Source organism: Bradyrhizobium sp. WSM3983, assembly GCF_000473045.1.
Lineage (GTDB): Bacteria > Pseudomonadota > Alphaproteobacteria > Rhizobiales > Xanthobacteraceae > Bradyrhizobium.
Genome location: NZ_AXAY01000003.1, coordinates 150,308 through 169,733, shown reverse-complemented (window position 1 = coordinate 169,733; position 19,426 = coordinate 150,308). Strand labels below are relative to the sequence as shown.

14 protein-coding genes are annotated in these 19,426 nt (G+C 63.9%); 11 read left to right on the top strand and 3 right to left on the bottom strand.

The window, feature by feature from the left end; genetic code table 11:
* Positions 1-2 precede the first annotated feature (2 nt).
* The 5 genes from YUA_RS0105915 (at position 3) to YUA_RS0105895 (ending at position 5,615) form a co-directional block, all read left to right on the top strand.
* Positions 3-521, top strand: a complete 519-nt coding sequence (locus tag YUA_RS0105915; protein ID WP_027529849.1) for a YcnI family protein — start codon at positions 3-5, stop codon at positions 519-521.
* Positions 521-2,083: a copper resistance CopC/CopD family protein gene (locus YUA_RS0105910; RefSeq protein ID WP_027529848.1), complete on the top strand. Its 1,563-nt coding sequence runs from the start codon at positions 521-523 to the stop codon at positions 2,081-2,083. Before YUA_RS0105915 ends, YUA_RS0105910 begins: the two co-directional genes overlap by 1 nt.
* Before the next feature lie 147 nt (positions 2,084-2,230).
* Complete coding sequence (proS, locus tag YUA_RS0105905) at positions 2,231-3,550, top strand: proline--tRNA ligase (RefSeq protein WP_027529847.1); 1,320 nt, start codon at positions 2,231-2,233, stop codon at positions 3,548-3,550.
* Between the two features lie 72 nt (positions 3,551-3,622).
* On the top strand, positions 3,623-4,903 hold the full coding sequence (locus tag YUA_RS0105900; RefSeq protein WP_027529846.1) for a lipoprotein-releasing ABC transporter permease subunit: 1,281 nt from the start codon (positions 3,623-3,625) through the stop codon (positions 4,901-4,903).
* Positions 4,904-4,910: 7 nt separating this feature from the next.
* Positions 4,911-5,615: an ABC transporter ATP-binding protein gene (locus YUA_RS0105895; protein ID WP_027529845.1), complete on the top strand. Its 705-nt coding sequence runs from the start codon at positions 4,911-4,913 to the stop codon at positions 5,613-5,615.
* A gap of 126 nt (positions 5,616-5,741) precedes the next feature.
* Here YUA_RS0105895 and YUA_RS0105890 read toward each other — a convergent pair whose 3' ends face one another.
* On the bottom strand, positions 5,742-6,821 hold the full coding sequence (locus tag YUA_RS0105890; RefSeq protein WP_027529844.1) for a zinc-binding alcohol dehydrogenase family protein: 1,080 nt from the start codon (positions 6,819-6,821) through the stop codon (positions 5,742-5,744).
* A 109-nt stretch (positions 6,822-6,930) separates the two neighbouring features.
* Here YUA_RS0105890 and YUA_RS0105885 point away from each other — a divergent pair, with 109 nt between their 5' ends.
* Positions 6,931-7,704: a helix-turn-helix transcriptional regulator gene (locus tag YUA_RS0105885; RefSeq protein WP_027529843.1), complete on the top strand. Its 774-nt coding sequence runs from the start codon at positions 6,931-6,933 to the stop codon at positions 7,702-7,704.
* 115 nt (positions 7,705-7,819) lie between these two features.
* Here YUA_RS0105885 and YUA_RS0105880 read toward each other — a convergent pair whose 3' ends face one another.
* Positions 7,820-8,728, bottom strand: a complete 909-nt coding sequence (locus tag YUA_RS0105880; protein ID WP_027529842.1) for a LysR substrate-binding domain-containing protein — start codon at positions 8,726-8,728, stop codon at positions 7,820-7,822.
* 107 nt (positions 8,729-8,835) lie between these two features.
* Here YUA_RS0105880 and YUA_RS0105875 point away from each other — a divergent pair, with 107 nt between their 5' ends.
* Together YUA_RS0105875 and YUA_RS0105870 are read left to right on the top strand one after the other, a co-directional pair.
* Positions 8,836-10,209, top strand: a complete 1,374-nt coding sequence (locus tag YUA_RS0105875; RefSeq protein WP_027529841.1) for an FAD-binding oxidoreductase — start codon at positions 8,836-8,838, stop codon at positions 10,207-10,209.
* 144 nt (positions 10,210-10,353) lie between these two features.
* Positions 10,354-11,226 (top strand): GNAT family N-acetyltransferase, encoded by an 873-nt coding sequence (locus tag YUA_RS0105870; RefSeq protein ID WP_245285111.1) that lies wholly within the window; start codon positions 10,354-10,356, stop codon positions 11,224-11,226.
* A 17-nt stretch (positions 11,227-11,243) separates the two neighbouring features.
* Here the strand turns inward: YUA_RS0105870 and YUA_RS0105865 are convergent, their stop codons facing one another.
* On the bottom strand, positions 11,244-13,007 hold the full coding sequence (locus tag YUA_RS0105865) for an FAD-binding protein (RefSeq protein WP_027529839.1): 1,764 nt from the start codon (positions 13,005-13,007) through the stop codon (positions 11,244-11,246).
* 697 nt (positions 13,008-13,704) lie between these two features.
* On the opposite strand from YUA_RS0105865, the gene YUA_RS0105860 reads away from it, so the two are divergent.
* From YUA_RS0105860 to YUA_RS0105845, 3 genes are all read left to right on the top strand, one after another.
* Entirely contained in the window at positions 13,705-14,424 is a 720-nt protein-coding gene (locus YUA_RS0105860) for an outer membrane protein (protein WP_027529838.1), read from the top strand.
* Between the two features lie 502 nt (positions 14,425-14,926).
* Positions 14,927-18,430 (top strand): DNA polymerase III subunit alpha, encoded by a 3,504-nt coding sequence (dnaE, locus tag YUA_RS0105850; protein WP_027529837.1) that lies wholly within the window; start codon positions 14,927-14,929, stop codon positions 18,428-18,430.
* 120 nt (positions 18,431-18,550) lie between these two features.
* Complete coding sequence (locus tag YUA_RS0105845; protein WP_027529836.1) at positions 18,551-19,291, top strand: carbonic anhydrase; 741 nt, start codon at positions 18,551-18,553, stop codon at positions 19,289-19,291.
* Positions 19,292-19,426: the final 135 nt, after the last annotated feature.

Here is a 19,426-nt window from a genome sequence, read left to right as displayed (position 1 = left end):
ACATGTCGAAGACACCTTGGCTGATCCTGATGGCTGCGCTCGCCGCATCGCCTGCGGCGGCGCACGTCTATCTCGAAGGCAAGCAGGCCACGGTCGGAGCGTCCTACAAGGCCGTCTTCGCCGTGCCGCACGGCTGCTCCGGCTCGCCGACGGTCAAGATCCGCGTTCAGGTCCCCGAAGGCGTCATCGCGGTGAAGCCGATGTCGAAGGCCGGCTGGAATGTTGATATCGTCGAGGGCCAATATGCCAACGCGTACGACTATCACGGCAACAAGTTGACCGCGGGCGTGAAGGAAGTGGTCTGGTCCGGCGGCAAGCTGCCGGACTACAATTACGACGAGTTCGTCGTCAGCAGCTTCCTCACCGACAGCCTGAAGCCCAACGCCACGCTGTATTTCCCGGTGGTGCAGGAATGCGAGAAGGGTGTCAGCCGCTGGATCGAAATTCCGGCGGAGGGGGCCGCGCATTCGCACGAGGACAAGTCGCCGGCGCCCGGCGTGAAGCTGTTGCCCAAGCCGTAATGCGTCGTCTCGCTGCGCTCGCGATGCTGCTCGCTGTCGCCGGCACTTCGACCGGCGCGTCGGCGCATGCGGGGCTGATCTCGGTCGAGCCGGCGAGCGGCAGCATCCTTGCAAGCGCGCCGAAGGCGGTAGAATTGCGCTTCAACGAGGCGGTGACCCCGGGCGCGATCCAATTGATCGACGGCGCGGGCAGGGCGCGCGACGATGCGCGCGTCACGACGTCGGGCGAGAGCATTTCGGTTGCGATGCCGCCGGACCTGCCGAAGGGCACCGCGGTCGTGAGCTATCGGGTGATCTCGCAGGACGGTCATCCCGTCGCGGGTTCGGTGATCTTTTCGGTTGGCGCGCCGACGGCCACGCAGCCTCCGGCCAATGCGAACGACCGGTTGAGCGCGCTGATCTGGGTGTCGCGGATCGGGCTCTATCTCGGACTGTTTGTCGGCGTCGGCGGCGTGTTCTTTGGCCGCTGGATCGCGTGGTCGATGACGGGCATGCGCGTGCCGCGCGCAGCACTGCTTGTCGGTCTCCCAAGCGCCGTTGTCTCGCTGGGTGTTTTGGGTCTCGATCTCCTCGGTTTGCCGCCCACAGCGCTTGTGATGGCGGCTCCCTGGACGATCGCGTTTGCGACCAGCGCCGGCCCCGCCTTGCTCGTCGCCATTGCGGCGATGATGCTCGCGCTGATGGCGCTGGGCCGCGCGTGGTATGCGCGCGCTCTTGCGGTGTTCGCGCTCGCCGGCGTCGGGTTGTCGCTCGCGATGACTGGGCACGCCGCAACGGCTTCGCCCGAGGTGCTGACGCGGCCGGCGGTTTTCCTCCATGGCCTCGCCGTCGCCTTCTGGATCGGTGCGCTGGCGCCGCTTGCTGCGCTGCTGTCGAAGCCGACATCGGCGGTGCTGCCGCTCCTGAACCGCTTCTCGCGCATCGCGATGCCGGTGGTTGCCGCGCTGGCGCTGACTAGGCTCACGCTTGCGGTCATTCAGCTCGAAAAGCCACAGGCTTTGGTCGAGACCAGCTACGGCCTCATTCTCTCGGTCAAGCTGGCGCTGGTCCTGTCCCTGCTGGGACTCGCCGCGCTCAATCGCTATCGGCTGACGCCAGCACTGGCGAAAGATCTGGGGGCCGCATCCGCGCTCAAGCGTTCGATCCTGCTGGAATGTGGGGCCGCGCTCGGCATCTTCGCCGTCGTCGCCGGCTGGCGCTTCACGCCGCCGCCGCGGACCATCGTGCCGGAGACGCCGCTGGCGATCCACATCCACACCGATAAGGCGATGTTCCAGGTGCTGGTGTCGCCCGGCAAGGCCGGGGTGGACGATTTCGTGCTTCAGCTCATGACCGGCGAGGCGACGCCGCTGAAGGTCAAGGAGACGACGCTGGCGCTGAGCCTGCCCGAGCGCGGCATCGAGCCGATGGAGCGCGACGCCGAGCTCGGGTCCGACGGCTATTGGCACGTGCGCAAGGTCGAGCTGCCCTTCGCCGGACGCTGGCACATGCGGATCGACGCGCTGGTGACCGATTTCGAGAAGATCACCCTCGAGGACCAGCTCGAGGTCGCGCCGCCCTGAGGTCCGGACGGTTCAAGTCAAACCTGAAGACAACGGAAAAATGACAGGAATTCCGCCGTGTTAGCGGCTTTTCCTCATTCCCGGCCTTGTGTTTTCGCTCCCAATCCGGTTTCACTGCGGGCCATCACTGATTCCCAGAGTATTGCCATGCGGTTGTCGCGGTTCTTTCTGCCCATTCTGAAGGAAAATCCGAAAGAGGCGGAGATCGTCTCGCATCGGCTGATGCTGCGCGCCGGCATGATCAGGCAGGAAGCGGCCGGCATCTATGCCTGGCTGCCGCTCGGCTTCCGTGTGCTGAAGAAGATCGAGCAGATCGTCCGCGAGGAGCAGGACCGCTCCGGCGCGCTGGAACTGCTGATGCCGACACTCCAGCTCGCCGACCTCTGGCGCGAGAGCGGCCGCTACGATGCCTATGGCCCGGAGATGCTGCGCATCGCCGACCGCCACAAGCGCGAGCTGCTATACGGGCCGACCAACGAGGAAATGGTCACCGAGATCTTCCGCGCCTATGTGAAGTCCTACAAGAACCTGCCGCTGAATCTCTATCATATCCAATGGAAATTCCGCGACGAGCAGCGTCCGCGCTTCGGCGTGATGCGCGGCCGCGAGTTCCTGATGAAGGATGCCTATTCCTTCGACCTCAACGAGGCGGCTGCGCGTATCTCCTACAACAAGATGTTTGTCGCCTATTTGCGCACCTTTGCGCGAATGGGGCTGAAGGCGATCCCGATGCGCGCCGAGACCGGCCCGATCGGGGGCGATCTCAGCCACGAGTTCATCGTGCTCGCTGAGACCGGGGAATCCGGCGTGTTCATCAATCGCGACGTGCTGGACCTGCCGGTGCCGGGCGAGGACGTTGACTATGAGAGCGATCTGACTCCGATCATCAAGCAGTGGACCTCGGTCTACGCCGCGACGGAAGACGTCCATGACGCTGCCCGGTTTGAGCAGGAAGTGCCGGCAGAGAAGCGCGTGAACACCCGCGGCATCGAGGTCGGCCAGATCTTCTATTTCGGCACCAAATATTCCGACGCGATGAAGGCGCTGGTGGCCGGCCCCGACGGCGTCGATGTGCCGATCCATGGCGGCTCCTACGGCGTCGGCGTCTCGCGCCTGCTCGGTGCCATCATTGAGGCCTGCCATGACGATGCCGGCATCAAATGGCCGGAGGCGGTGGCCCCGTTCCGCGTCGCGATTCTCAACCTCAAGCAGGGCGATGCGGCGGTCGACGCGGCCTGCGAGCAGCTCTATGCCGAGCTCACCGCCAAAGGCGTCGACGTGCTCTATGACGACACCGATCAGCGCGCCGGCGCCAAATTCGCCGCCGCCGATCTGATCGGCATCCCCTGGCAGATCATGATCGGGCCGAAGGGGCTGGCCGACGGCAAAGTCGAGATCAAGAAGCGCAGCGACGGCTCCCGCGAGACGATGTCGCCTGCGGACGCGGTCGCCCGGCTGGTCGGCTGAATAGTGTTCATCGCGCGATAGTGGGCCGGTAATCCAGCCACAATTGCCCCCGAATCATGGGATTATCGAGCGATGGATGAAACCATGACCGAAACCGTACAAACCGCGCCTTTCGCGCCCTTCGAGTGGATGCTGTCGGCGCGCTATCTGCGGGCGCGCCGCAAGGAGGGATTCATCTCGGTCATTGCCGGGTTCTCCTTCCTCGGCATCATGCTCGGCGTCGCCACGCTGATCATCGTGATGGCCGTGATGAACGGCTTCCGCAAGGAGCTGCTCGACAAGATCCTGGGGCTGAACGGCCACATCCTGGTCCAACCACTGGAATCGCCGCTGACCGACTGGAAGGACGTCGCCGAGCGCATCAGCCAGGTCGAGGGCATCCGGCTGGCTGCCCCCGTGGTCGACGGCCAGGCGCTGGCGTCCTCGCCCTGGAACGCCTCGGGCGTGCTGGTGCGCGGCATCCGCTCCGACGACCTCAACAACCTCACCTCGATTGCCAAGAACATCAAGCAGGGCTCGCTCGAGGGCTTTGACGACGGGCAGGGCGTCGCGATCGGTCGCCGGCTCGCCGACCAGCTGTCGCTGCATGCCGGCGACAGCGTGACCTTGGTGGCGCCGAAGGGCGCCGTGACGCCGATGGGCACCACGCCGCGCATCAAGCCCTATAAGATCGTCGCGGTGTTCGAGATCGGCATGTCCGAATACGATCTTGGCTTCGTCTTCATGCCACTTGCCGAAGCCCAAGCCTATTTCAACCGCAGCAGCGACGTCACCTCGATCGAGGTGTTCACCACCAATCCCGACCATATCGACGCCTTCCGCAAATCGGTGACGGAGGCGGCTGGTCGGCCGGTATTCCTGGTCGACTGGCGGCAGCGCAATTCGACCTTCTTCAATGCGCTCCAGGTCGAGCGCAACGTGATGTTCCTGATCCTGACCATGATCGTGCTGGTGGCCGCGCTTAACATCGTCTCCGGCCTGATCATGCTGGTGAAGGACAAGGGCAGCGACATCGCGATCCTGCGCACGATGGGCGCCTCGCAGGGCTCGATCATGCGGATCTTCCTGATCACGGGCGCCTCCATCGGCGTGGTTGGCACGCTGGTCGGCTTCTTCGTTGGGCTGGTGATCTGCCTCAACATCGAATCCATCCGGCAATTCCTGTCCTGGCTGACCAGCACCGAATTGTTCTCGCCGGAACTCTACTTCCTGTCGAAACTGCCCGCCGAGATCGACGTCGGCGAGACCACGGCCGTCGTCATCATGGCGCTGACGCTGTCGTTCCTGGCGACGCTCTACCCGTCGTGGCGCGCCGCGCGCCTCGATCCCGTCGAAGCGCTGCGGTACGAGTGAGGGGCTGATGGAGCAGGCGCAGGGGGCGGAAGATGTACCGGTCATCTATCTCCACGAGATAAAACGGCAGTACCTGCAGGGCGAGGCGGCGCTGACGATTCTCGACAACGCCAAGCTCGCGCTGTGGGCGGGGCAATCCGTGGCGCTGGTCGCGCCGTCGGGCTCGGGCAAGTCGACGCTGCTGCACATTGCGGGCCTGCTCGAAGCGCCCGATTCCGGCGAGGTCTACGTCAATGGCGCGCCAACCTCGCAACTGCCCGACATCGAGCGCACCCAGCTTCGCCGCACCGATATCGGCTTCGTCTACCAGTCGCACCGGCTGCTGCCGGAGTTCTCGGCGCTTGAGAATGTGATGATGCCGCAGATGATCCGCGGCCTGAAGAAGTCCGAGAGCGTCAAGCGCGCCAAGGAGATTCTTGGCTATCTCGGCCTCGGCGACCGCATCACCCATCGGCCCGCGGAGCTGTCCGGTGGCGAGCAGCAGCGTGTCGCGATCGCGCGTGCGGTGGCCAATGCGCCGCGCGTGCTGTTTGCGGACGAGCCGACCGGCAACCTCGATCCGCACACGGCAGACCACGTGTTCCAGGCCCTGATGCAGCTGGTCAAGGCGACCAAGGTCTCGATGCTGATCGCGACCCACAACATGGAACTCGCAGCCCGCATGGACCGACGCGTGTCGCTGTCGAACGGCCAGGTCATCGAGCTCGAATAAAACGCGAAAACAACCCCATGCACAGTAGACGGCCGCGGCCGTCCACGATCGCGGCGACCTCTCCCAGCCATCTGATCAATCAGGCAAATCCGCTGCGACGACGCATCGCCGCAGCGGGCAGGCCGGTTATGGCCTGATCACCGTCAATTTGAACGGTCCGCCATTGGCGGCGGCGTGGGCCACGGCTTCATTGACGTGGTCGAGGTCGAAGCTGGTCGTCTTGTATTCGTCGAGCCGCAACAATCCTGCGCGCACCAGCGCGATCAGGCGGCTTGCCGCATCCGGCGGATACATCCAGACGCCGTGGATGGAGATGCAATTGCGCATGATCCAGGGGTAGGGCAGCTCGAGGCCCGGACCGCCCGCCATGCCGACGCCGCCCATCAGCACGACGCGGCCGTAAGCGCGGACGGTCATGACCGCCGCGCGTACCACGCTCGCGCTGACCGAAGGTGGCATGATGTCGAACACGCAGTCGATCGGGCCACCTGCGGCACGCTTCATCGCCTCGCGGTCGTTGTCCTCGTTGCCGGTGAGCCTGACCGGCTTCACCCGTGCACCGAAGCGGCGGACAAGGTCGGCCAGGATCTTTTCGTTGCGGCCCGGCGTCACCACGCAGGCCGCGCCCATCGCCAGCGCAACGGCGACGGCGGCGCTGCCGAAATTGCCGGTGGCCCCGCTCACCAGCACGGTCTCGCCCGGCTGAAGCTTTGCGGCGAGAAAGCCGCCATAGGGCACCAGCGCCGTCCCCAGTGCGCACCATCGCGAGGCTTCCTCGGACGTGATCTGGCCAAGCTTCTTCACATTCTCGGTCGGCACCCGCATCTGCTCGGCATACGAGCCGTCGCGAAAATGCTGCTGCAGGCGCATGCCGCCGGGGCCGGCGGCGGTGAGCCCTTGCAGCGCGATATCGGGTGCCACGATGTCGTCGCGCGAGCGCACCGTCGGGTCGCAGAACACCCAGTCGCCAACGCTGAGCCTGGTTGCATCCGGCCCGGTCGCGCGCACCCGGCCGATGCCACCGGGGCCCGGGATGATCGGTAGGTCGAGCGCATAATTGCGTTCGCCGCTAAAAACCTCATTCATGTAAGACAAGACGCGCGTGGCGACGACGTCGACGATGACCTCGCCGGTGCCGAGCACCGGATCCGGGGCCGTCTCGACCACCAGCGGTGATCCCAGGGATTTAAGTACGGCAGCTTTCATGATGTTCTCCTCAAAGTCGGGTGACACCCATATGCGGCGCCCTTGAACGTCCAGGAAGGCCTGGTATTATCCTAGTATTCTCAAAACCCTCCAACCACGAGAACGCGCCATGGCCGACCCGCGCCGCGTCGAATTCGGCGATTTCCTCCGCTCCCGCCGCGAAAAGCTGACGCCCAAGACCGTCGGCCTCCCTTCGGGCCAGCGGCGCCGCACCGCGGGGCTCCGCCGCGAGGAGGTCGCCCAGCTCGCCGGCATCGGCGTCGACTGGTACATCCGCCTCGAGCAGGGCCGCACCGTCAGCCCGTCGGTCACCACCGTCGATGCGCTGGCGCGTGCGCTGCGCCTTAGCAAGACCGAGCATGCGCATCTCAAGGACCTCGCGCGCGACGGCGCGAGGGGCGCGTTCACCCGCGAGGTGGTGCCGCCGGCCATCCTGCGCCTGGTCGAAAGCCTGCCGCATCCGGCCTACATCACCGGGCGACGCTGGGACGTGCTGGCCTGGAACCAAGCCGCCGAGGAGATCTTTGCGTTCGGCCGGTTGCCGGAAGAAGATCGCAACACGCTGTTGCTGATGATGACCAACAAGCGCACCCGGAAATCCTACGGCGCGGGCTGGGCTGATGTGGCCAAGCGCATGGTCGCGATGTTTCGCGCCACCCACGACGTCTGGGCCGGCGATCCCGCGTTTGCGGAATTGCTGACGCGACTGCGCGAGGGCAGTCCCGAATTCGTCAAATGGTGGGGCGCGCACGAGGTCCATGGCACCTTGTCGGGCCGCAAGACCATGACACATCCCGCCAAGGGCGTACTGCATTTCGAGCACACGAGCTTTCAGGCCAATGACGATCCCGCGCTGAAGCTCGTGATCTACACGCCGGTGTAGGCTGTAAAGGGATCGAAGCCGGCGTGTCTGCATTCGATAGGCAAGCGGCGAGGGGCGGCCAGGTCGCGCTGGCGCGCCGTCCGAAGAGAACATTTCGAGCGTGCCAAGAGACGGATCAAGGATTTGACCGTAACCACTCCGAGAAAGCCCGGATGGTCCGCGCGCGGGGGTGGCCTGACTTGCTGACCACATGGAAGCCGTAGCCGGGCAAACTCAACTTGAAGGCCTTCACGAGCGTACCGGCCGCGAGGTCGTGCGCCGCGAGCACATCACTGAAAACCCCAATTCCCTGTCCGGCGATCACCGCTTCGATGGCATGCAGTTCCTCCCGGAAACTCAAGTGCTGCATGTCCTTGAATTGGGGCACTTCGCGCCACCTGCGCTGAGCCGCGGCGAGCCACCGCTGCCATGTCGGCGGTTCACGATCGGCCGGCGACCAATAGGAGTGAATCAGAACGTGGTTTGCGAGGTCGACCGGTCTCTTCAGCTGCCCCGTTACTAGCAGGCGCGGGCTGCAGACCGGCCAGAATGTATCGCTGAAGAGATCTTCGACGATGCCGTCCGTCGGCCGTGCTCGGCTCGTCGCATAGCGAATGGCGATGTCGCCGTCTCCGGCCTGGAGATCGAGCACGGAGTCTGTGCCGATGACTTCCAACGGCACGTCGGGATGCAGCTTCCGCCACAGGGGCAGGCGCGGCACGAGCCAGCGGCTGGCAAAAGCGTTGGTGGTCGTCACCCGAAGGGGCTGCTGGTTGCCTTCCTGCTTGACGCCCGCAATTGCAGCAGCAAACACCTCGAGCCCGCCACGAATGGCCGGGAAAAGCCGCGCTCCGGTATCGGTCAGCGAAAGAGGCCGTGGCCTGCGGCGAAACAGGGCGCGACCGCAATACTGTTCGAGCAACCCGATCTGGTGGCTGATCGCCGTTGGTGTCACGCCAAGTTCTGCCGCCGCCTTCTTGAAGCTCAGATGGCGGGCAGCAGCTTCAAACGCGCGAAGCTCGATCAGAGGCGGCAGCTTGTGCATGCGGCCAGTCTAGGTGAAATTAATTCATCGTCACCTGAATTCTTCGGATTTGCTCCGGAACGGCCCCGCGATCGAGGATGGGCGGGTCAAGCTGAGGAGACCACGTCATGTCGATCGCATCTGTCGCCAGCGCTGCCACTGATCTTGCCGCCTCCTTTGGAGGACAGCTCCTCAAGCCAGCAGACGTGGGCTACGAGGAGGCACGAAAGGTCCATAACGGGCTGGTCGACAAACGACCAGCATTGATTGCCAGATGCCGCGGTGTGGCCGATGTCGTGGATGCCGTGGCTCTTGCGACCAGGCTTGGCCTTGAGGTCGCGGTTCGCGGCGGCGGCCATAATGTGGCGGGGCGCGCAACCATCGACGGCGGGATCATGATCGACCTCTCACCCATGAAGGGTGTCCGGGTCGATGCTGTCGGCAAGACCGTATGGGTGCAGGGTGGGGCTACCTGGGGCGAGGTTAACCGCGAAACGCAACTTCACGGGCTTGCGGTCACCGGTGGCGTGGTCTCGACCACCGGCGTCGCCGGACTGACCCTCGGCGGAGGACTGGGCTGGCTCATGGGCAAGTACGGCCTTGCGCTGGACAATTTGCATGCTGTCGAACTCGTCACCGCCGACGGCAAGGTTTTGCGGGCGAGCAAGCAAGAAGAGCCCGAACTATTCTGGGCCATCCGCGGCGGCGGCGGAAACTTCGGGATCGCCACCAGTCTCGAATATGATCTTCATGCGATCGGGCCAACCGTGACCGGTGGCCCGATCGTCCACCCGATTGAGCGCTCCCGCGATGTGCTGGAATTCTTCCGGGCCAGTACGCGATCGCTCGCGGACGAGTACATGCTGTTCGCATCGTTGACGCATGCGCCAGACGGCTCCGGCACGGAAGTTGCCGCCCTGGTCACCTGCCACTGCGGTCCGGCGGCGGACGCCGAACGAGCGATGCGGCCGCTGAAGCAGTTCGGGGCTCCGATCCTGGATGCAGTCGGGCCGATGCCCTACTGCGACCTCAACAGCATGCTCGACGCCAACTATCCGAGAGGCGCCTTCAACTACTGGAAATCGAACTTCCTCATGGAGCTAAGCGATGCGGCGATTGCGACCATGATCGAATGTTTCGCGCGCTGCCCGACTCCCATGGGCCAACTGCTTCTTGAGCACATCCACGGTGCGGCTGCCCGCGTCGGCTCCGGGGATACGGCATTTCCGCATCGGCAGGAGGGCTACAATTTCCTGATCCTCACGCAGTGGACCGAGGCCGGCGATACGAGTCGCTGCATCTCCTGGACACGGGAAACCTATGAAAGGATGCGGCCGTTCTTTGCCTCCGGACGCTATGTCAATTATCTTGATGATGACGAGACAGGCGATCCTGTCGCTGCTGCGTATGGACCGAACTACCGGCGCCTGCAGCGGATCAAAGCGAAATACGACCCGAAAAACTTCTTCCGCATGAACCAGAACATCCGGCCGCTGGCCTGATCGCCAGCTGAGTTCCTTCGAGCTTCGTCCCAGTCCAGGATATCAGCGGGATATCGCTACGGCCTGACCCGGGTTCTGCGGCCGGCAGGACGTACCGATTCCCGGGAGAACTTGCGAATGGCCATCGTATGTCGACCCGCTCGCATGGACGAGCTCCAGCGCGCCGACGACATCGTCGTCGCCAGCATCAATGAGTTCACCGAAAAGCGCGGATTCGGAAAGATGGCATCCTCTCGTCCGCCAAATTTTCAAGCTTTCTCCCTGACGGACGATCCCGACGGACTTTGGGTCGCTGATGACGGGGGAGAAATTGTCGGCTTCGCGTGGAGTTGGATCTGTGACGAGCTCTGGTTTTTGGCACAGCTGTTCGTGGCGCCAGATCGTCAGAGCGGCGGCATCGGCAATCAACTCATCAGCAAGACGTTCGCTCACGCGGAAATGCGCGGAGCATCCATCAAAGCATTGATCACCTTCGCGTTCAACAACGTGTCGCAAGGCCTCTACATCCGCCATGGACTATTCCCGCGCTTTCCAATCTACATGGTCAGCGCAACTCGTGACCATCTGGCCTCGACGTTGGCTGAGCCGCAGCTCCGTCTTGAATCGCTCACTGCCAAGACGGCCGGCTTCGATCAGCTGGCGCTCATTGATCGCAGTGCTCTCGGTGTTTCCAGGGAGAAGCATCATCGATATCTCCTGGGCGACAGCACGACGAGCGGGTTCACCATTCACGCCGCCAGTGAGTGCGTGGGCTATGTCTATATTTCGGACGGGCACATTGGCCCGCTGGCAGTGCGCCGGCCGGATCTCGTGGGCGCGGCACTTGCTGCGGCGTTATCCTTCGCGGTGCAGAGCGACTTTCCGACCATTTCGGCCTTCGTGCCGGGGGCGAGCGAGCCGGCGCTCAGGGTGGCGACCGACCACGGGATGCATCTGACGTTCCCGATGCTACTGATGTCGAATCGACAATTCGGAAACTGGGCCAGTTATCTCCCGCGCAATCCGGGTTTCATGTAGGACCAGGAGCCTGCGTCCTACGACGGCAGGCGAGTAAATCCATCCGCGCTCCAGCCTTCGCTGCCGACGCCGTGATGCACAAAAAACAATCCGTCTGGATCGTAGTGACGCTTGACGTCGAGCAGCCGTTGATAGTTCGGACCCCACAATGCGTTCTGCCAGTCCGACTGGAAATAGTCGCACTCGTTGACGTACGCACCGGTGTTCGGCGCCGCGACACGCAACGCCTCCATCGCTGCGTTCACGCGGTCTCGATGGGCGTTGGCGAGAACGGGATCGGGCGTCGCAAGACCACCGAAGGTGGTCGGACCGGAGGCTGCGATGATCGCAAGAGCGAAGGCATCGAATGCGTCCGGATGCGTCGCCGTGTTCCTTGTTTTTGCGATCACTTCCGGCGGTGCGCCGAACAAACCCTTGTTGAGATGCAGGCCGACCGCCCAGTGGCGGCTTGCATTGAATAACGCATCGACAAAGAGAGTCCGGTTCTCCGGGCTAAGGAGCGAACTCGGCAACCAGGCCGACGTGTACGCATGCCAGAAGGCGCCGACCTGCTCGCCATCGCCCTTCCACCAATAATCGGTCCATGGCGCTTCAGAACGTCCATCGAAATTGACCGCGGACCGGGCGAACAGGCGATAAAGCCAACCGTTCCAGAAGTAGCGGGCAGGCACGCCCACAACTTCGAGCGATTCCTTACCAGCGTAATCGTCCGGATTGGCGGCAAGAAAATCGATCAGGGGCTTGAAAACTGCGCGCGCTTCGTCCGTTGTCAGGCCTTGGAAGACCATGCGAATTTCGAGGCGGTTGTCGGGATACGCCCGAACCTGTTCACCCCAGTGCGGATTGCAGAGGCTCGTCGCGCAAAATTCGACGAAGCGGGCGAGCAGCTTGCGGTAGGCATCGTCCGAGCGGGCGCGCAATGTGGCGTTTGCCGCACCGACGGATGTGGGCAGCGGATGGGTTGCGAGCGTCAGCCGCGTGGTGACGCCGAAAGTGCCGCCGCCTCCGCCCTTGAGCGCCCAAAACAGCTCCGGCTCGCGCATTTCATTCACGACGCGAATTTCGCCGTCGGCAGTCACGATCTCGGCCTCGAGCAGACTCGCCGCCGCCGTTCCAAACGCCTTGGAAAAGTTGCCGAACCCGCCGCCCTGCACCAGACCCGCGACACCAACCGTGGTGCAGCCGCCACCCTGAACGTATCGCCCGGCGCTGGCCGCAGCTTGGTAGGCGTGGAGCCACATGCAGCCCGCGCCCGCCGTGATAGCCGGAACCGGCTCAGAGTTGGAGCCAGCGGGAATGAAACGGTCATGAACGGTGATGGCGTCCATCTTACGGGTCCACAACAAAAGCGAATCCGGTGCACAGGAGGCGCCAAAATAGCTGTGGCCGCGGCCTTTCACGACGAGGCGCAAATTGTGCGCCTTGGCAAAGCGCACGGCCGCCGCGACATTTGCCGAACTCTCCGCTGCGACCATGTAGGTGCTGGGCTCTGAGCGCCAGGCGTCGAGCCAACCCGAACTTTCCGTCAGGCCTGGTTGATCGCCGACATAGAACGGATTCGCCAGAAGCTGTTTCGCGTCAGCCGTGTCGAGGTTCGGGGACGGAACGTGGGTGAGGCGTCCCGACGTTGCTTGATTCAGCGCCGACCAGTCCGCATCGGAAGGCCAGCCAGCCTGGCCCGGCCGCGGGCGACTGGTAGGGGCGATGCCCGCTTGCGGCTTCCCGAGTGCCGGGCCTGCGGCCAGTGAGAGAGCAGTAGCTAGAAATTGGCGACGGTCCATTCCGGTTCTCCAGGCGCTGCCTGACGGATTTCTCGGCAATCCTGTGCCGAAAGGCGAGCCAGAAGGGATGAGCGGGCTGTGTACGGTGATGAGGATGAATGGGCCGTGACGAATGGCGCAGTGGCAGGGACGAAATGAAGCGATAGGGAGCGCCGTGAGCCTATTGTACCTCGGACGGAAATCGGTCGGTCATATCGCCGTCATGACGTCGGGGTCGCTGCCCTTCAGTTGAGAGGCGAGGGAATGGTCTGCCCGCCTTCATAGACAGGCTCCAAATGAGTGAACTCGCGTATCTCAGCGCGCCGAGAAAGAACGCGGCGAATAGCCCGGCATCTGCGGGCGTGGACGATTTGGGCAGGCATTGCGTTCGGGCGACTCAAATGTGGCGATCGCGAGTGAGAATGTGGCGACAATGGGGAGAGAAAACGGTGCGCGTAGTTTCGATTCTCCAATCACACAATCGTGCGCGCGACGTCGTTACGAGTGTTCGCAATGCATCTCGCGCAGAAGACATTGGAACTGCTGAATACTCTTGTTTCAAAGGGTTTCAGTGCTCGCTTCGCTAAACTTTCATTAATGAAGCGTTGGCCTTTGGAGCGAACTGTTGCGTCGAGGTTACAGCAATTCCGTCGACGGCTGGTATGACGTCGCCATGGCCCGGGGGCCTAACGACGAAACTGGAACGGGATTCATTCAAATGAACAAGAATATGTTGCTTGCTGCTGTGAGCCTCGTCGCGATCAGCGCGACCGCACCGGCGCTGGCTGCTGATCTCGCTGCGCGGCCTTACACCAAGGCGCCCGCGATGATCGCGACCGTCTATGACTGGAGCGGCTTCTACATCGGTATCAACGGCGGTGGCGCTTCCGCTCACACGACTTGGGATCAGACCGCTCCGCTGGTTGGCGGTGAAGGTTCCCACAACGCCACGGGCGGCACGGTCGGTGGCCAGGTCGGCTATCGCTGGCAGTCGGCGCAGTGGGTGTTCGGCCTGGAAGGCCAGGGCAACTGGGCTGACTTCTCGGGTGACAATCTCAGCGGGCTGACCGGCTTCACCAATCGCTCGAAGATCGATTCGTTCGGTCTGCTCACCGGCCAGGTCGGCTACGCCTGGAACAACGTCCTGCTCTACGTGAAGGGCGGTGCGGCTGTGGTTGGCACCAAGAATGAGCTGCGTGCTGCCGGCGCGACGTTTGCTTCCGTCAGCGACACCCGTTGGGGCGGCACCGTCGGTGCGGGTCTCGAGGTCGGCTTCGCTCCGAACTGGTCGGTTGGCGTCGAGTACAACCACATCTTCCTGTCGGACAAGGACATCACCTTCACCGGCTTTCAGACCGATCGCGTGCGTCAGGACGTCGACATGGGTCTCGTTCGCCTGAACTACAAGTTCGGCGGCCCGATCCTCGCCAAGTACTGAGTAAAGCACTGAGACTAGCCGCTTCGCAGGAAGCGATCGTCGAAAGCCCCGGCCGTGCGCCGGGGCTTTTTTATTATGTGAATTCAGCGAGTTAACCATTTCATTTTGAAACGGCTGGGTTTGCTTGACTCTTGAGAACGAAATGAGAACAATGTTCCTCATACGTTCTAGTGATGGAGCAAGCCATGTTCAGGATTTTCGTGGAAGAAGCCGCTGCACTGACGTCGATCGCGCTGTTCGTCGGGATGATCGCGATCTGGGCCCAAGTCATACCACAGCTGTAGAGCAGCGGTATTGTAAACCGATGGTCGGGAACCTGACTGCGGGCTCGGCAAGGCGGCGGCTTGGGGAAAAGCGGGATGAGGCGGTCGATCGGCCGCTGCGGCGTGGACTCTGGCGCGGCGGCGCCCCACCATTGTGAGGCGAGTCGGCCGGGCGAGTGCAGGATGCCTCCGCTGCCGGCAACCGCTCCAATCCATCTGCAAGAGGCCGTCACGCGACCATGCCGAGCGCCGGATTTGTCCACCTTCACGTTCACTCGGCCTATTCGCTGCTCAAGGGCTCGATCAAGATCGCCAAGCTCGCCGAGCTTGCGAAGAAGGACCACCAGCCCGCGTTGGCGCTCACCGATACCGACAATCTGTTCGGTGCGCTCGAATTCTCCGACAAGATGGCGGGTTCCGGCATCCAGCCGATCGTCGGTTGCGAGCTCGCGATCGATTTCGGCGACCAGGATCCCAATGCGCGCAACGCGCTTCCGCCCTCGCGCGTGGTGCTGCTGGCAGCGCAAGAGCGCGGCTATCGCAGCCTGATGCGGCTGAATTCGCGCGCGTTCCTCGAATCGCCCGACAGCCACGCGCCGTTCATCAAATTCGACTGGTTCGACGGCGAGGCCGAAGGTCTGATCGCTCTGACCGGCGGCCCGGACGGGCCGATCTCACTCGCGCTGGCGGCGGGGCAGGCCGAAATTGCAGCCGCGCGCTGCGAGCGTCTCGCCGGCCTGTTCGGCGACCGTCTCTATGTCGAATTGCAGCGCCACAACATCGACAAGGAACGGCGCGTCGAGAGCGGGCTGATCGATATCGCCTATGCCAAAGGCCTGCCGCTGGTCGCGACCAACGAGCCGTATTTCGCCACGACCGACGATTACGAGGCGCATGACGCGCTGCTCTGCATCGCCGGCGGCCGGCTGATCGCGGAGACCGAGCGCGAGCAGCTCACGCCCGATCACCGCTTCAAGACCCGCGCCGAGATGGCGGTGCTGTTCGCCGACATTCCGGAGGCGCTGGCCTCCACGGTCGAGATCGCCGAGCGCTGCTCGTTCCGCCCGATGACGCGCAAGCCGATTTTGCCGTTCTTCACCGTCGGCGCCGCCGGCAGCTCCGATGCGGCCGCGGTCGAGGCGGCCGAGCTGAAGCGGCAGGCGGAGGAGGGGCTCGCCAACCGCCTGCGCGTCCACGGCCTGTCGCAGGGCACGACGGACGAGGATTACAGCGCGCGGCTGGCGTTCGAGCTCGACGTCATCATGCGCATGAAGTACGCGGGCTACTTCCTGATCGTGTCCGACTTCATCAAATGGGCGAAGGGCCAGGGCATTCCGGTCGGGCCGGGCCGCGGCTCCGGCGCAGGCTCGCTGGTGGCGTGGGCGCTGACCATCACCGACCTCGATCCGATCAAGTTCGGCCTGCTGTTCGAGCGCTTCCTCAATCCCGAGCGCGTCTCGATGCCGGACTTCGACATCGACTTCTGCCAGGACCGCCGCGGCGAGGTGATCAAGTACGTCCAGGAGCGCTATGGTCGCGATCAGGTCGCGCAGATCATCACCTTCGGTACGCTGCAGGCGCGCGGCGTGCTGCGCGACGTCGGCCGCGTCCTGCAAATGCCCTATGGCCAGGTCGACAAGCTGACCAAGCTGGTGCCGCAGAATCCGGCCGCGCCCGTGACGCTTGCGGCTGCGATCGAGAGCGAACCAAAACTTCAGGCGTTCCGCGATGAAGATCCGGTGGTGGCACGCGCCTTCGACATCGCCCAGCGCCTCGAAGGCCTGACGCGGCACGCCTCGACGCATGCGGCCGGCATCGTGATCGGCGATCGCCCCTTAAGCGAACTCGTGCCGATGTATCGCGATCCCAAATCCGACATGCCGGTGACCCAGTTCAACATGAAATGGGTCGAGCCTGCCGGCCTCGTGAAGTTCGACTTCCTCGGCCTGAAGACGCTGACCGTGCTGGACGTCGCGTGCAAACTGCTCAAGCCGCGCGACATCCATGTCGATCTCGCGACGCTGCCGATCGACGATGCCGAAAGCTACCAGATGCTGGCGCGCGGCGAGGTGGTCGGCGTGTTCCAGGTTGAAAGCCAGGGCATGCGGCGCGCGCTGGTCGACATGCGGCCGGACCGTTTCGAGGACATCATCGCGCTGGTCGCGCTGTATCGCCCGGGCCCGATGGCGAACATCCCGACCTATTGCTCGCGCAAGCACGGTGACGAGGAACCGGAATATCTCCATCCCGTGCTCGAGCCGATCCTCAAAGAGACCTTCGGCGTCATCATCTACCAGGAACAGGTGATGCAGATTGCGCAGGTGATGTCGGGCTATTCGCTCGGCGACGCCGACCTGCTGCGCCGCGCCATGGGCAAGAAGATCCGCGCCGAGATGGACAAGCAGCGCGACATCTTCGTTGCGGGTGCGGTGAAGAACGGCGTGCCGAAAGGGCAGGCCGAGACCATCTTCGAGCTGCTCGCCAAGTTCGCCGACTACGGCTTCAACAAGAGCCACGCGGCGGCCTATGCGCTGGTGTCCTACCACACCGCCTACATGAAGGCGCATTATCCGGTGGAGTTCATCGCGGCGTCGATGACGCTCGATCTCAACAACACGGACAAGCTCTCCGAATTCCGCTCCGAGGCGCAGCGCCTCGGCATCAAGGTCGAGCCGCCGAATATCAACCGCTCAGGTGCGACCTTCGAGGTAGGTGACAAGGTCATCTATTACGCGCTCGCCGCGCTGAAGGGCGTCGGCATCCAGGCCATCGACCAGATCATCGAAGAGCGGACCAAGCGAGGGCTGTTCACCTCGCTCGCCGACTTCGCCGCGCGCGTCAATCCGCGTGCGATCAACAAGCGCATCATCGAAAGTCTCGCCGCCGCCGGCGCGTTCGACACGCTGGAGCCGAACAGGGCGCGGGTCTTCGCCGGCGCGGACTCGATCCTGGCCGCCTGCCAGCGCGCGCATCAGGCCGAGACCATCGGCCAGAACGACATGTTCGGCATGTCGGCGGACGCGCCGACCATCATGCTGCCGCAGATCGAGCCGTGGCTGCCCGCCGAGCGGCTGCGCCGCGAATACGACGCGATCGGCTTCTTCCTGTCGGGCCATCCGCTCGACGATTACGCCACCGTGCTGAAGCGGCTGCGCGTGCAGTCATGGGCCGAGTTCTCGCGCGCGGTGAAGACCGGCGCCACCGCCGGCAAGGTCGCGGCCACCGTGGTCTCGCGCATGGAGCGGCGCACCAAGACCGGCAACAAGATGGGCATCATGGGACTTTCCGATCCCACGGGGCACTTCGAGGCCGTGCTGTTTTCCGAAGGCCTCGCGCAATATCGCGACGTGCTTGAACCGGGGGCCGCGGTGTTGCTTCAGCTCGGCGCCGAGCTCCAGGGCGAGGACGTCCGTGCCCGCGTGCTGCATGCCGAGCCGCTGGATGATGCCGCTGCCAAGACGCAGAAGGGCCTGCGCATCTTCGTGCGCGATACCAAGCCGCTGGATTCGATCGCCAAACGTCTGGCCGGCCCCGAGGCCGCGGGCACGAATGGTGCAGCGCCAAAGATCGGCAGTCCCGGCATCGCACCGCGCTCCAACGGCGACGGCGAGGTCTCACTGGTGATGATGCTCGACCTCGAAACCGAGGTCGAAATGAAGCTGCCCGGCCGCTTCAAGGTCTCCCCGCAGATCGCAGGTGCCATCAAGGCGGTCGCCGGCGTCGTGGACGTGCAGCAGATCTAGCCTGCTGCCGCAAAGGCGCGTCGCGGATGTAGTGGCTTCGTCATGCAATCGCGGCTATGATTGGCCACGATTAGCTCGTCTATGGGGGCGCGTCCGTCGCGCCTGGGGAGGGAGCCGGACATGTGCGACAAGTGCTCTGACACCATGCCTGACAGACTAACGCCATCGCGGCGGTCCGCGATGCTGCTGACTGCTGCCGCACTTGGCACCGCCTTCAGCGGCCGAGCCTTCGCCAAGGAGACCAAGGCGCCGCCCAAACCGCAGAACGTGCTGTCGCCGGACGCAGCGTTGAAGCGGCTGATGGAGGGCAATGCGCGCTACGTCGACGGCGTCGCGCGGCGCCACGATTTCAAGCACGAGCGCGAGGCGCTGGCCGGCGGGCAGAATCCGTTCGCGGCGGTGCTGAGCTGCGCCGACTCGCGCATCGCGCCGGAATACGCCTTCGACACTGGTCGCGGCGATCTTTTCGTCTGCCGGGTCGCCGGCAATTTTGCCGGCACCGAAACCATCGCGAGCCTGGAATATGGGGTCGCAGTGCTCAACACGCCGCTGATCCTCGTGCTCGGCCATGATGCGTGCGGCGCGGTCGAGGCGACGTTGAAGGCGATCAAGGACAACACATCGCCGCCGGGACACATTCCCTCCCTGGTCGATGCGATCACGCCGGCCGCCAAGGCTGCGATGCAGCAGGGCGGGGAGGTGCTCGACAAGGCGACCCGGCAGAACGTGATCGACAATGTCGCGAAGCTGAGGTCGACCGCGCCGATCCTCAGTGCAGCTGTGGAACAGGGCAAGCTGAAGATCGCCGGTGGCATCTACCAGCTCACGACGGGAACGGTGGAGCTGATCGCGCAGGGCTGAAGCTTACGCAAAGGCTGAAGCTGACAGGAGGCGTCGAGGTCGGCTCGCGCCATGCCACCGCCTCAATCCGAGCCTTTCGTTCAACTGCCGTTCAGCCGGCCGCGCGTCTCATGCGTGGCGGCACCTCAACAACAA